This window comes from Achromobacter sp. 46006 (assembly GCF_059761975.1).
Genome location: NZ_JCBANN010000018.1, coordinates 1 through 13,023, shown reverse-complemented (window position 1 = coordinate 13,023; position 13,023 = coordinate 1). Strand labels below are relative to the sequence as shown.

The 13,023-nt window shown below is 68.3% G+C and carries 12 protein-coding genes and 2 riboswitches; of the genes, 10 read left to right on the top strand and 2 right to left on the bottom strand.

What is annotated here, in order from left to right; all coding sequences use genetic code 11:
* Positions 1 to 21 precede the first annotated feature (21 nt).
* Positions 22 to 585 (top strand): dCTP deaminase, encoded by a 564-nt coding sequence (dcd, locus tag AC6LKG_RS11555; protein WP_006385856.1) that lies wholly within the window; start codon positions 22 to 24, stop codon positions 583 to 585.
* A 43-nt stretch (positions 586 to 628) separates the two neighbouring features.
* Here the strand turns inward: dcd and AC6LKG_RS11550 are convergent, their stop codons facing one another.
* Positions 629 to 1,486 carry a GNAT family N-acetyltransferase gene (locus AC6LKG_RS11550; RefSeq protein WP_498164521.1) on the bottom strand — a complete coding sequence of 286 codons (858 nt, stop codon included), beginning with the start codon at positions 1,484 to 1,486 and terminating at the stop codon, positions 629 to 631.
* Between the two features lie 160 nt (positions 1,487 to 1,646).
* Here AC6LKG_RS11550 and AC6LKG_RS11545 point away from each other — a divergent pair, with 160 nt between their 5' ends.
* The gene (locus AC6LKG_RS11545) at positions 1,647 to 2,885 is read left to right on the top strand and encodes a GGDEF domain-containing protein (RefSeq protein ID WP_498164520.1); all 1,239 of its coding nucleotides are present in this window, start codon (positions 1,647 to 1,649) and stop codon (positions 2,883 to 2,885) included.
* Between the two features lie 13 nt (positions 2,886 to 2,898).
* Here the strand turns inward: AC6LKG_RS11545 and AC6LKG_RS11540 are convergent, their stop codons facing one another.
* Entirely contained in the window at positions 2,899 to 3,420 is a 522-nt protein-coding gene (locus AC6LKG_RS11540; protein WP_498164518.1) for a GNAT family N-acetyltransferase, read from the bottom strand.
* Positions 3,421 to 3,535: 115 nt separating this feature from the next.
* On the opposite strand from AC6LKG_RS11540, the gene AC6LKG_RS11535 reads away from it, so the two are divergent.
* The 8 genes from AC6LKG_RS11535 to gcvPA form a co-directional block, all read left to right on the top strand.
* The gene (locus AC6LKG_RS11535; protein WP_498164611.1) at positions 3,536 to 3,988 is read left to right on the top strand and encodes a hypothetical protein; all 453 of its coding nucleotides are present in this window, start codon (positions 3,536 to 3,538) and stop codon (positions 3,986 to 3,988) included.
* 337 nt (positions 3,989 to 4,325) lie between these two features.
* Entirely contained in the window at positions 4,326 to 6,587 is a 2,262-nt protein-coding gene (locus tag AC6LKG_RS11530) for an Orn/Lys/Arg family decarboxylase (RefSeq protein WP_498164517.1), read from the top strand.
* 17 nt (positions 6,588 to 6,604) lie between these two features.
* On the top strand, positions 6,605 to 7,807 hold the full coding sequence (locus AC6LKG_RS11525; RefSeq protein ID WP_498164515.1) for a BaiN/RdsA family NAD(P)/FAD-dependent oxidoreductase: 1,203 nt from the start codon (positions 6,605 to 6,607) through the stop codon (positions 7,805 to 7,807).
* 210 nt (positions 7,808 to 8,017) lie between these two features.
* Complete coding sequence (locus AC6LKG_RS11520) at positions 8,018 to 8,632, top strand: superoxide dismutase (protein ID WP_498164610.1); 615 nt, start codon at positions 8,018 to 8,020, stop codon at positions 8,630 to 8,632.
* A 27-nt stretch (positions 8,633 to 8,659) separates the two neighbouring features.
* Entirely contained in the window at positions 8,660 to 9,553 is an 894-nt protein-coding gene (locus tag AC6LKG_RS11515) for a ZIP family metal transporter (RefSeq protein WP_498164513.1), read from the top strand.
* Between the two features lie 88 nt (positions 9,554 to 9,641).
* Positions 9,642 to 9,734: riboswitch (glycine riboswitch) on the top strand.
* Positions 9,735 to 9,767: 33 nt separating this feature from the next.
* Positions 9,768 to 9,890: riboswitch (glycine riboswitch) on the top strand.
* Positions 9,891 to 9,973: 83 nt separating this feature from the next.
* Complete coding sequence (gcvT, locus tag AC6LKG_RS11510) at positions 9,974 to 11,074, top strand: glycine cleavage system aminomethyltransferase GcvT (RefSeq protein WP_498164511.1); 1,101 nt, start codon at positions 9,974 to 9,976, stop codon at positions 11,072 to 11,074.
* A gap of 97 nt (positions 11,075 to 11,171) precedes the next feature.
* Positions 11,172 to 11,549 (top strand): glycine cleavage system protein GcvH, encoded by a 378-nt coding sequence (gene gcvH / locus AC6LKG_RS11505; protein ID WP_006385867.1) that lies wholly within the window; start codon positions 11,172 to 11,174, stop codon positions 11,547 to 11,549.
* A gap of 93 nt (positions 11,550 to 11,642) precedes the next feature.
* Positions 11,643 to 13,023, top strand: a 1,381-nt coding sequence (gene gcvPA, locus AC6LKG_RS11500; protein ID WP_498164509.1) for an aminomethyl-transferring glycine dehydrogenase subunit GcvPA, incomplete at its 3' end; no start/stop codon positions are given.

The following is a 13,023-nucleotide window of genomic DNA, read 5'->3' as shown; positions in this document are numbered from 1 at the left end:
TTCCCCAAGCACCTTGCCATCATGAGCATCAAAAGCGACCGCTGGATCCGCCGCCAGGCCGAAGCCGGCATGATCGAACCCTTCGAAGCGGGTCAGGTCCGCACGGCCAATGGCGGGCGCATCGTCAGCTACGGCACCAGCAGCTACGGCTACGACGTGCGCTGCGCGGACGAATTCAAGATCTTCACCAACATCAATTCCACCATCGTCGATCCCAAGAACTTCGACGAAGGCTCGTTCGTGGATTTCAAGGGCGACGTCTGCATCATCCCGCCCAACTCGTTCGCGCTGGCCCGCACGGTGGAGTATTTCCGCATCCCGCGCAGCGTGCTGACGATCTGCCTGGGCAAGAGCACCTATGCGCGTTGCGGCATCATCGTCAACGTGACGCCGCTGGAGCCCGAATGGGAAGGCCACGTCACGCTGGAATTCTCCAACACCACCCCGCTGCCGGCCAAGATCTACGCCGGCGAAGGCTGCGCCCAGATGCTGTTCCTGGAAAGCGACGAGATCTGCGAGACCTCGTACGCCGACCGGGGCGGCAAGTATCAGGGCCAGCGCGGCGTGACCCTGCCGCGCACCTGATTGCGCCCCGGCGAGGCATGGCCGGCGCCAGGGCCGCGCCGCTTCAGGGCGCAGCCTGGCGGCCCGCCGCCGGGCGCAGGTATTCGATGTCCCATTCGCTTTGCGCCACCGGCGCGAAGCCATGGCGGCGATAGAAGCGGTTCGAGTCGCTGCCGCGCAGCGCGCCCACGCTGACCGCCAGGCCGCGCCGGTCGGCGTCCAGCAGCAGGCGGCCCAGTACCTGGCCGCCCACCCCCAGCCGTTGCGCCGCGGGCACAACATACAGATGATCCAGCCGCAGGCCGGCGCCGTCGGGGCGCAGGGCGTAGAAGCCGATGCGCGCGCCGTCGCGTTCGATGAACCAGGTGTGGCCGGGCCGGAAGCTGGCGCGCAGCCGCTCCCGGGCCCGTTCCGGGTCGAACCGGCCCAGGCGCTCCAGGCTGTCGCGCATGGCCTCGATGCGGATCGCCAGCAGGGCTTCGAAATCGGCCTCGGTGACGGGCACGTCGCGCAGCGCGTCCGCCGCCAGCGCATCGTAGCCGCGGCCCAGGAACTGCATGACGCAGATGCCGTGGCCGAAGGGATCGCTCAGGTGCGCAATGCGGCCCCAATCGTGTGAGACCGCCGGGTCTTCCAGCCGCGCGCCGGCCGCCACCGCCCGCGCCACCGCCGCATCCACGTCCTCGACCACTACGTCCAGGTGCACCGGGGTCCAGTGGCGCGCGTAATCGCGGGGCTGGCGCGCGGCGCCAGCGGCCGGGGTGCCGGCGGCTTTTTGCAACAGGTAGATCGGTGCCGGCGCGCCCAGCATTTCGGCGGCGCCCGGACCCAGCCGGCGCTGCAGCGCCAGGCCGAAGGCGCGGGTATAGAAATCGATGGCCGCTTCGAGATCGGGAACGTCGATGTTGACCAGGATGCGCATGGGGTCTTTCCTCGGAGTCGGGGTGCCAAACATAGCATGGCGCATGGCATGGGCAACCGTCGGTAACGCGCTAAAGAACCTGCGGTCGCGACCGTAAAATGGCATATGTGTTTGCCGATTTGGCGACGTCATTTCTGCAAGCGTGAGCAAGGCCCTATCCGTGCGTTACCCCCATATCCCCTGGCTGCCCCTGTTGTTCTACCCTGCGCTGCCGGTGATTGCGGCGGTGGGGCTGCTGCTGTGGCGCCAATGGCCGCCTGCGCTGACCCTGATCGTGCCGTTCGTGCCCTGGGTCATGGCGCTGGTCGGGGCGGCCATCTGCCTGATGTACCAGCGCTCGCAGACCCTGGCGTTGATGGTGGCGGTGCTGGCGGCCATGGCCATCTGGCCGATGCTGGCCAGTCAGGCGCCATGGGCGCTGGGGCCGGCGCTGGTGTGGTGGTCCCTGGCCTATAGCATCAACGCGCTGTGGCCGGAGCGCGCGGGCATGCTGCGCGATCTGGCGGCCCGCTTGGGCCTGATGGCGGTGGGCGCGGCCGCCATCGCGCTGGCGGGCAGGGAAGGGGTGTCGCAGTTGTTCGGCGCCCTGCCGGTGCAGGGCGTGCTGGCGCGGCTGGGGGTGCCGTTCGAGGCGTTGGCGGCGTTGCTGCTGACCGGCTTGACCCTGACCCTGCTGCTGTTGCGCTATGGGCGGCCGCAGCAAGCCGGCCAGTGGCTGGGCTTTGTCTGCATGGCCTGGGCGCTGCCGCGCGGCGCCGAGCATGGCATCGAGCTGGCGGTGATGGCCGCCGCCGCACTGACATCGCTGTCCATTTCGCTGGCGCACGAGGGCTATCACATGGCCTTCCGCGACGAGCTTACCGGCCTGCCCGGGCGGCGTGCGCTCAACGAACGCCTGCAGCGCATGGGCCGTGTCTACACGCTGGCGATGGCCGACGTGGATCACTTCAAGGCGTTCAACGACACCCACGGGCATGACGTGGGCGACCAGGTGTTGCGCATGGTGGCGGCGCAACTGCGCCGGGTGTCCGGTGGCGGCTACGCCTATCGCTACGGCGGCGAGGAATTCACGCTGGTGTTCCCGGGCAAGACGGCGGTCGAGGCCATGCCGTACCTGGAAACCGTGCGGCAAGCCATCGAGGCCTACCAGATGCGCCTGCGCGACAAGCCGGCGCGTCCCAAGGCCGACCAGATCGGCCTGCGCAGGCGCGGCGTGCGCGGCCGCAATACGCGACCGCTGCGCGTGACGGTGAGCATCGGTGTGGCCGAGCGCGGCGAGGCGCTGCGGGCGCCGGACGCGGTCATCAAGGCGGCCGACCAGGCGCTCTACAAAGCCAAGGACGGCGGCCGCAACCAGGTTTGCGCCTACGGCACGCGGCGGCGCGCGGGCGCCGCCTGAAGGGCGCGGCGGCTCAGCGGGCGGGCAGAGGCAGCGCCATCAGCAGTTCGTCGTACAGCGTGCCGTTGACGCACAGGGCTTCCTGTTCGTGGCCATACTGTTCGAAGCCGAGGCTGGCGTACAGCCGGCAGGCGGCGGTGTTGTTGGCGGTGACGCTCAAGAGCACCGTGCGCACGCCGTGCATGGCGGCGGCGTGGTCGATCGCCGCCCGCAGCAGCAACCGCGCCAGGCCGTGGCCGCGCATCTCGGGCGCCACGTAGACGCTCCAGATCTGCGCCTTGTGGCGCATCTTCAGCTTGCGCTGCCGGGCCACCCCGACGATGCCGGCCAGCGCGCGATCGACGAACGCGCCGAACATCGCGCTGTCGTCCGCCGGAACGATCCAGGCGCGGATGTCCGCCAGTGTCAGCGTGTGTTCCTCTTCGTAACTCGATCCGAACGCTTCGGGGGTTTCGCGCAATGCGTCCAGGCGCAACTGGCGCAGGGCGGGGGCATCTTCGGCGGCAAGACGTCTGACGAGCGGAGCGGGATTCACGGGACGGAGCGAGTGTTGGGAATTGGGAACGGTCGGGGCCGCATGCGGTCAGTATAGGCGCGCAGCCTGCCTATAATGGGGTCAACGCCGCTTGCGGTTTTCAAAGGAGCCAATGATGTTCGGTTTCCTCAAGATAAACCAGGACGCCAAGCGCGACGAAGTCCAGGAAGAGTTCGTGGCGCGCGTGGTCAATGCCGCGCAGGATTTCGTCCAGGCCGCCGGCCCGGCCGGCGCCCGGCTCGACTATTCCGCGTCGAGCGTCCATGCCCTCGACGACGCGCTCGAAGCCGCGCACGAGGGCAAGTTGTCCCTGACTCCCATGCAGACAGTCGGTGCGGCGGCATACCTCTACGAGGTGGCGCGGCGCGCCCATGGCGGGTTGTACGAAGTCTGCGACGACGAAGACCCGGTGGTGCTGGTGTGCGGCGGGCCGGCGGCCGAGGTCTGCTTTGGCGCCATCGCCAAGGTCGAGCGGCGCATCCGCTATGGCGCCGCCGAAGCCATCCCTCCCTATTTCGAGCGTTTCCTGGCGGCGTTGGCGGCGGGCCAGGACGTCACCATCCGCTAGCGGCCATTTTCCGTCAGCAAGAGCGTCGCCCTTGGACGAGGCCTGTGGCCCGGCGTCGCGGCACGCCATGCCGCGGGGCGCGCCGGGCGCCTCGCTTGCCGCCATCGTCGCCCGGCCGCGTGGCCAAGCCTGGGTCCCGGCGGAAACCTGGCCACCGGTCGCGGGCGGGCCGCTCTTTTCGGGGTTGACTGGCCCTGGAGGAAAACAGCCCTACAATTCCGCCATTCCCGCCGTCGGCGGGAACCTCGCGCCCGCCTGTCATCAGACGGTTTTTCACTAGAAGTACACTCGCGTCCGCCAACCCGGTCCGATTCGCCTTGCCCCCAGGAGCGCCTGCATGAAATTCCGCTTCCCCATCTTCATCATCGACGAGGACTACCGTTCCGAGAACGCGTCCGGTCTGGGTATCCGCGCCTTGTCCGCGGCGATCGAGGCCGAGGGCGTCGAGGTGATCGGGGTGACCAGTTACGGCGACCTGAGTTCGTTCGCCCAGCAGCAGAGCCGGGCCAGCGCCTTCATCCTGTCGATCGACGACGAGGAATTCGACGTGGATTCGCCCGAGGACGTGGCCAGCGCGATCAAGAACCTGCGCACGTTCATTGGCGAACTGCGTTTCCGCAACGCCGACATCCCCATCTACCTGTACGGCGAGACGCGCACCTCGGAACACATTCCGAACGACATCCTGCGCGAGCTGCATGGCTTCATCCACATGTTCGAGGACACTCCCGAATTCGTGGCGCGCCACATCATCCGCGAGGCGCGCAGCTACGTCGACAGCCTGCCGCCGCCGTTCTTCCGCGAGCTGGTCAAGTACGCGCAGGATGGCTCCTATTCGTGGCACTGCCCCGGCCACTCCGGCGGCGTGGCGTTCCTGAAGAGCCCGGTGGGCCAGATGTTCCACCAGTTCTTCGGCGAAAACATGCTGCGCGCCGACGTCTGCAACGCCGTCGACGAACTGGGCCAGCTACTGGACCACACCGGCCCGGTGGCCGAGTCCGAACTGAATGCGGCGCGCATCTTCCATGCCGACCACTGCTTCTTCGTGACCAACGGCACCTCGACCTCGAACAAGGTGGTGTGGCACGCCAACGTCGCCGCCGGCGACGTGGTGGTGGTGGACCGCAACTGCCACAAGTCGATCCTGCACGCCATCACCATGACGGGCGCGATTCCGGTGTTCCTGCGTCCGACGCGCAACCACCTGGGGATCATCGGCCCGATCCCGCTGGAAGAGTTCCATCCGGATAACATCCGCAAGAAGATCGAGGCCAACCCGTTCGCGCGCGAAGCCGTCAACAAGAACCCGCGCATCCTGACGCTGACGCAAAGCACCTACGATGGCGTGATCTACAACGTCGAGATGATCAAGAAGCAGTTGGGCAGCTATGTCGACACGCTGCACTTCGACGAAGCCTGGCTGCCGCACGCGTCGTTCCACGAGTTCTATCACGACATGCACGCGATCGGCCAGGACCGCCCGCGCAGCCAGGACGCGATGGTGTTCGCCACGCACTCCACCCACAAGCTGCTGGCCGGCATCTCGCAGGCCTCGCAGATCATCGTGCAGGAATCCGAGACCCGCAAGCTGGACCGCAACGTCTTCAACGAAGCCTACCTGATGCACACCTCGACCTCGCCGCAGTACGCGATCATCGCGTCGTGCGACGTGGCCGCGGCCATGATGGAGCCCCCGGGCGGCACCGCGCTGGTCGAGGAAAGCATCCGCGAAGCCATGGACTTCCGCCGCGCCATGCGCAAGGTGGAATCCGAGTTCGGCAAGAATGACTGGTGGTTCAAGGTCTGGGGGCCGAACCGCCTGGTGTCCGAAGGCATCGGCAACCGCGACGAGTGGATCCTGGAGTCGAACGACCACTGGCACGGCTTCGGCGACCTGGCCGAAGGCTTCAACATGCTGGACCCCATCAAGGCCACGGTCATCACGCCGGGGCTGGACATGTCGGGCAGCTTCGGCGAAACCGGCATCCCCGCCGCGCTGGTCTCGAAGTACCTGACCGAGCACGGCGTGGTGGTCGAGAAGACCGGCCTGTATTCGTTCTTCATCCTGTTCACCATCGGCATCACCAAGGGCCGCTGGAACACGCTGCTGACCGCGTTGCAGCAGTTCAAGGACGACTACGACCGCAACCAGCCGCTGTGGCGCATCCTGCCGGAATTCTGCCGCGACCACCGCCGCTACGAGCGCATGGGCCTGCGCGACCTGTGCCAGCAGATCCACGAGGCCTATCGCGAGCGCGACGTGGCCCGCCTGACCACCGAGATGTACCTGAGCGACATGGTGCCGGCGCTCAAGCCGTCCGACGCCTTCGCCCGCATGGCGCACCGCGAGGTCGAGCGTGTCGACATCGACCAGCTCGAAGGCCGCGTCACCGGCGTGCTGCTGACGCCGTATCCGCCGGGCATCCCGCTGCTGATTCCGGGCGAGCGCTTCAACCGCACCATCGTCCAGTACCTGCAGTTCGCGCGCGAGTTCAACGAACGCTTCCCGGGCTTCGAAACCTACATCCACGGCCTGGCCGACGAAGTGGGTCCGGACGGCGAGAAGCGTTATTACGTTGACTGCCTGATCGAAGACTGATCAGGTCCGGAGTCCCGATGTTCGATGTCGCCGTCCTCGGTGCCGGCGCCGCCGGCATGATGTGTGCCGCGGTCGCCGGCCAGCGCGGCTTGCGCGTGGTGCTGGTGGACCACGCCGAGCGCCTGGCCGAGAAGATCCGTATCTCGGGCGGCGGCCGCTGCAACTTCACCAACCTCGGCGCGGGACCCGCCAATTTCCTCTCCGACAACCCGCATTTCTGCCGGTCGGCGTTGTCGGGCTATACGCCGCAGGACTTCCTGGCGCTGCTCAAGCGCCACCGCATCGCCTGGCACGAGAAGCACCGCGGCCAACTGTTCTGCGACGATTCCAGCGAGTCCATTATCGAGATGCTGCGCGCCGAATGCGATGCCGGCGGCGTGCAGTGGCGCATGGGCTGCCAGGTGGCCGAGGTGGCCCATGGCGAGGCCGGCTTCGAACTGCGCACCAGCCAGGGCGCAATCCGCGCCGCCAAGCTGGTGGTGGCCACCGGCGGCATGGCGATCCCGCAACTGGGCGCCACCGACTTCGGCCTGAAGCTGGCGCGCCAGTTCGGCCTGAAGGTGGTCGAGCCGCGGCCGGCGCTGGTGCCGCTGACCTTCGACGCGGCGCAATGGCAGCCGCTGTCGGAGCTGTCCGGCGTGGCGCTGGAGGTCAATCTGGCGACGGGGCAAGGCAAGGCGCGCGGCGAGTTCCTCGAAGACCTGCTGTTCACCCATCGGGGTCTGTCGGGCCCGGCGATCCTGCAGATCTCCAGCTACTGGAAGCCGGGCGAGCCCATCGTCATCGACCTGGCGCCGGGGCGCGACCTCGCGGCCGAGTTGCTGGCGGCCAAGTCGGGCAACCGGCAGCAATTGCACACGGTGCTGGCCGGCCTGTGGCCCAAGCGTCTGGCCGACCGCTGGCTGCAATTGGCCGAGCAGGGCGGCAAGCCGGGCCTGGCGGCGCTGCGCCTGGCCGATGCGCCGGACAAGACCCTGCGCGCGCTGGCGCAGGACATCCACCAGTGGACCCTGGTGCCCAGCGGCACCGCCGGCTACAAGAAGGCCGAGGTCATGCGCGGCGGGGTCGATACCCGCGGCCTGGATCAGAAATCGATGCAGGCCCGCGCCACCCCTGGCCTGTACTTCATCGGCGAGACCGTGGACGTCACCGGCTGGCTGGGCGGCTACAACTTCCAATGGGCCTGGGCCTCGGGCGTGGCCTGCGGCAAGGCGCTCTAGGCGCTCCTGGCGCTTCACCCACGCTTTTCCCGCCCGTCGGCGCGGGCACGCTTCGTGCTGCCCGCCCAGGCCTGTCCCCTCCCATAGCCTGACTGCATGACAGGCATTGCGACGTTGTCGTTGTGATATCAAATAAAAATGCCTATCATTTGTATTTCAAAAAAATCAGACGCTTGCTACCGCCAGCGGCGTCGCCCGATGGAGACCGACTTGGCCTATACCTTGCCGCCCCTGCCTTACGCCTACGACGCGCTCGAGCCGCATATCGACGCGCTGACGATGGAGATCCACCACAGCAAGCACCACCAGGCCTACGTCAACAACCTGAACGCCGCGCTGGAAGGCGCCGGCATCGCCACCGACGAGCCGGTCGAGGCCCTGGTGGCGCGCATCGACCAGTTGCCCGAAGCCGTCCGTGGCGCGGTGCGCAACAACGGCGGCGGCCACGCCAACCACAGCCTGTTCTGGGCGGTGATGTCGCCGCGCGGCGGCGGCGAGCCCGACGGCGCGCTGGCCCGCGCCATCGATGCCGATATGGGCGGCCAGGCAGCCTTCCGCGATGCCTTCACCAAGGCGGCGCTGACGCGCTTCGGCAGCGGCTGGGCCTGGCTCAGCGTGACGCCGGACGGCAAGCTGGCGGTGGAAAGCAGCGCCAACCAGGACAGCCCGCTGATGCAGGGCAACACGCCGATCCTGGGGCTAGACGTGTGGGAGCACGCCTACTACCTCAAGTACCAGAACCGCCGCCCGGAATACATCGGCGCCTTCTACAATGTGATCGATTGGTCCGAGGTGGCGCGCCGCTACGCCGCCGCCGTGGGCTGAGCCGGCATTGCGCGGGGGCAGTGGATCATGAACACCTTCAGCCGTCATCGCATCCGGCCCGCGGCCACCAGCGTCAGCGTCTGGACGCTGGCGGTGCTGGTGGCCTGCCTGGGCCTGCACCAGATGTGGATCTATTTCGATGCCAATGCCCCGCATGTGGCCGACGCGCTGCTGGGCGGCATGGTCGCCGCCGGCGCCACCGCGGCGGGCACGCTGCCGATCCTGTTCGCGCGCACCATCCCCCAGAAAATGCAGGACAGCATGTTCGGCTTCGGCGCCGGCGTGATGCTGGCGGCCAGCGCATTCTCGCTGGTGGCGCCGGGCATCGCGGCTGCCGAGTCGCAGGGCGCGGGCCCCTGGGGCGCGGGCCTGACCGTGGGCGCCGCGATCCTGCTGGGGGCGGCGGCATTGCTGCTGATGGACCGGCTGCTGCCGCACGAGCATTTCATCAAGGGCCGCGAGGGCATCGAGGCGCACCGGCTGCGCCGCACCTGGCTGTTCGTCTTCGCCATCACGCTGCACAACCTGCCCGAAGGCCTGGCCATCGGCGTCGGCTACGCCGGCAACGACCCGGTGCGCGGCACGGCGCTGGCCACCGGCATCGCCATCCAGGACATCCCCGAAGGCCTGGTGGTGGCCGTGGCATTGATCGCCGCCGGCTACAAGCGCGCGTTCGCGGTGGCGCTGGGCATGCTGTCCGGCCTGGTCGAGCCGGTGGGCGCGGTGCTGGGCGCGGCCGTGGTGGGCTGGTCGGCGGCGCTGCTGCCGTGGGGCCTGGGCTTTGCCGCCGGCGCCATGCTGTTCGTGATCAGCCACGAAATCATTCCCGAATCGCACCGCAAGGGGCACGAGGTCTACGCCACCTGCGGGCTGATGCTGGGCTTCGTGCTGATGATGCTGCTGGACACCGCGCTGGGCTGACACGGGCGCGGCGCGGCGACCGGCCAGCGTTCACGGGTTCACGGATCAACAACGCAATCGCGTTTCGCGGTATGCTTTCGGCGCTGTCACGCATGTTGCGGGAGAGAGCGGCCGTTCGCGGCTGCCGCCGAAGGCGCAATTCGCCCGGAATCGCTCAGGTATCCCATACCGCGCATGCTTGCCCTGTCCCGGTTTTCACCGCGCGGACTCGGCAAAGCAGCACTCTGGAGAGACCTGGCGCCGCTGCCCAATCAGGGACATAGCGAGCAGCCCAGGCGCCGAAGGTGCAAACCCGCCACGCGGGGCAACTCTCAGGCAAAAGGACAGAGGGGCGGAAGATTCAGCCGTTGCGTGGGCGCATCCTGTCCGCCGGCGGCATTCCGTAACCCTGGCAACGCTGCCGCTCCGGAGTACCCGCGCATGTCCGCACCCCTCAAACGCACCCCGCTGGCCGACGAACATATCGCCTCTGGCGCCCGCATGGTCGACTTCGGCGGCTGGGACATGCCCCTGGCCTACGGCTCGCAACTGGAAGAGCACCATGCGGTGCGCCAGGACGCCGGCATGTTCGACGTCTCGCACATGCTCAACGCCGACATCGCCGGCCCCGATGCCTACGCCTTCCTGCAGCGGCTGGTGGCCAACGACGTCGCCAAGCTGACCGTGCCCGGCAAGGCGCTCTACACCTGCATGCTGAACCCGCAGGGCGGCGTCATCGACGACCTGATCGTGTATTTCTTCGCCGCCGATGAATGGCGCGTAGTGGTCAACGCCGGCACTGCCGACAAGGACATGGCCTGGATGCAGCGCGTCAGGCAGGCCGGCAAGTTCGACGTCACCATCACGCCGCGCCGCGACCTGGCCATGATCGCCGTGCAGGGCCCCAATGCCCGCGCCAAGGTCTGGGCCGCGCGCCCCGCCTGGCAGGCCGCCAGCGAGTCGCTGACCCCGTTCGTGGCCGCCCGCGTCGGCGACGACACCCTGGTGGCGCGCACCGGCTACACCGGCGAAGACGGCTTCGAAATCGTGCTGCCCGCCGCCGAGGCGGTGCAACTGTGGCGCGACCTGGCGGCCCAGGGCGTGCGCCCGGCCGGCCTGGGCGCGCGCGACACGCTGCGCCTGGAAGCCGGCATGAACCTCTACGGCCAGGACATGGACGAACTGACCCAGCCCGGCGAAGCCGCGCTGACCTGGACGGTGTCCCTGAAGAACCCCGAGCGCCGCTTCATCGGCCGCGACGCGCTGGAGCAGTTGGCCACGCCCGCCGCCTTCGTCGGCCTGAAGCTGCAGGAACGCGGCGTGATGCGCGCCCACATGGCGGTGCGCACCAAGAACGGCACGGGCGAACTCACCAGCGGCACCATGTCGCCGACGCTGGGCGTGTCGATCGGTTTTGCCCGCCTGCCGCAAGGCGTGGTCGCGGGCGACACGGTCGAGGTCGACATCCGCGGCAAGTGGGTGCCCGCCCTGGTGTGCAAGCTGCCGTTTGTCCGTAACGGCAAAGCCGTCGAACACTCGTAAACTCGAAGCTTCGCGCCGCTGGCCGGGCCCTCGGGGCAGGCCGCCGGCGCGAGGCGCGCAACACCATTTCCTTATCCGAATCCCCCCAGGAGTTCCCATGAGTCTGCCCACCGATCGCAAGTACACCGAGTCCCATGAATGGGTCAAAGCCGAAGGCGACGTGTTCGTCGTCGGCATCACCGATACCGCCCAGGACCAGCTGGGTGACCTGGTCTTCGTCGGCGACGTCAAGGTCGGCGCCAAGCTGAATGCGGGCGAGACCGCCGGCGTGGTCGAGTCGGTCAAGGCCGCCTCCGACATCTACGCGCCCGTGGCCGGCGAAATCGTCGCGTTCAACGACGAGCTGGAAAGCAACCCCAACCTGATCAACGAATCGGCCTTCACCGCCTGGATCTTCAAGATCAAGCCGGTCAACGCCGCCGATGCCGACAAGCTGCTGGACGCCGCCGGCTACGAAGCCGTCGCCAACGGCTAAGTCCGTCAGGGCGGGCGCGGCGCTGGCGCCGCCGCCCGTCCATGCATCACCGTCCGTCCCTCCCGACGACACCGCCATCCCGAGATCCCCCCCATGTCGCGCGCCCTAGACACCCACACCGACTTCATTTCCCGCCACATCGGCCCCTCCGACGCCGACCAGGCCGCCATGCTCGCCGCCATCGGCAGCCCCAGCCTGGACGCCCTGATCGAAGAAGTCGTGCCGCCCAAGATCCGCAGCCAGGCGCCGCTGGCGCTGCCGCCGTCGCGCAGCGAAGCCGACGTGCTGGCCGAACTGAAGCAGATCGCCGGCCGCAACAAGGTCTTCCGCAACTACATCGGCCAGGGGTACTACGGCACGCAGACGCCCAACGTGGTGTTGCGCAACATTCTCGAGAATCCCGCCTGGTACACGGCCTACACGCCGTACCAGCCCGAGATCTCGCAGGGCCGCCTGGAGGCCCTGCTGAACTACCAGACCATGGTTGCCGACCTGACCGGGCTGGACATCTCCAACGCCTCGCTGCTCGATGAAAGCACCGCCGCCGCCGAAGCCATGACGCTGGCGCGCCGCAGCGCCAAGTCGCAAAGCCCGGTGTTCTTCATCTCGCGCCACGTGCATCCGCAGACCATCGAAGTCGTGCGCACGCGCGCCGAGGGCCTGGACATCGAGATCGCCGTCGGCGACGAGGCCGAAGGCCTGCCGGAATGCTTTGGCGTGCTGCTGCAGTACCCGCACAGCACCGGCTCGGTGGCCGATTACCGCAAGCTGGCCGAAACCGCCCACGCGCAGGGCGCGGTGGTGGCCGTGGCCACGGACCTGCTGGCGCTGGCGCTGCTGGCCGCGCCCGGCGAATGGGGTGCGGACATCGCCATCGGTTCGGCCCAGCGTTTTGGCGTGCCGTTCGGCTTCGGCGGCCCGCACGCCGGCTTCATGGCCTGCAAGGACGCCTTCAAGCGCAACATGGCCGGCCGCCTGGTCGGCGTGTCCAAGGACGCCCAGGGCAACCCGGCGATGCGCCTGGCGCTGCAGACGCGCGAACAGCACATCCGCCGCGAGAAGGCCACCTCGAACATCTGCACCGCGCAGGTGCTGCTGGCCGTGATGGCCGGCATGTACGCGGTCTGGCACGGCCCGGCCGGCATCCGCCGCATCGCCGAGCGCGTGCAGCGCTACACCGCCATCCTGCGCGCCGAACTCGGCAAGCTGGGCATCAAGGTCGCCAACGACACCTTCTTCGACACGCTGCTGCTGGAAACCGGCGCGGCCACGCCCGCCATCATCACGGCCGCCGAGTGCGAGCACATCAACCTGCGCCGCATCGACGGTGCGCGCCTGGCCGTGTCGCTGGACGAGACCGTCACCGCCGCCGACCTGCAGGCGCTGGTGAACGTGTTCGCCGCCGGCCTGGAACGCGACGACGTCGAACTGGACATCGACGCGCTGGACGCCAAGGCGGCGGGTGGTATCCCCG

Coding starts and splice junctions, on each gene's coding strand:
- gcvH (WP_006385867.1), top strand. CDS start 11,172: ATGAGTCTGCCCACCGATCGCAAGTACACCGAGTCCCATGAATGGGTC.
- AC6LKG_RS11530 (WP_498164517.1), top strand. CDS start 4,326: ATGAAATTCCGCTTCCCCATCTTCATCATCGACGAGGACTACCGTTCC.
- AC6LKG_RS11550 (WP_498164521.1), bottom strand. CDS start 1,486: ATGCGCATCCTGGTCAACATCGACGTTCCCGATCTCGAAGCGGCCATC.
- dcd (WP_006385856.1), top strand. CDS start 22: ATGAGCATCAAAAGCGACCGCTGGATCCGCCGCCAGGCCGAAGCCGGC.
- AC6LKG_RS11515 (WP_498164513.1), top strand. CDS start 8,660: ATGAACACCTTCAGCCGTCATCGCATCCGGCCCGCGGCCACCAGCGTC.
- AC6LKG_RS11525 (WP_498164515.1), top strand. CDS start 6,605: ATGTTCGATGTCGCCGTCCTCGGTGCCGGCGCCGCCGGCATGATGTGT.
- AC6LKG_RS11535 (WP_498164611.1), top strand. CDS start 3,536: ATGTTCGGTTTCCTCAAGATAAACCAGGACGCCAAGCGCGACGAAGTC.
- gcvT (WP_498164511.1), top strand. CDS start 9,974: ATGTCCGCACCCCTCAAACGCACCCCGCTGGCCGACGAACATATCGCC.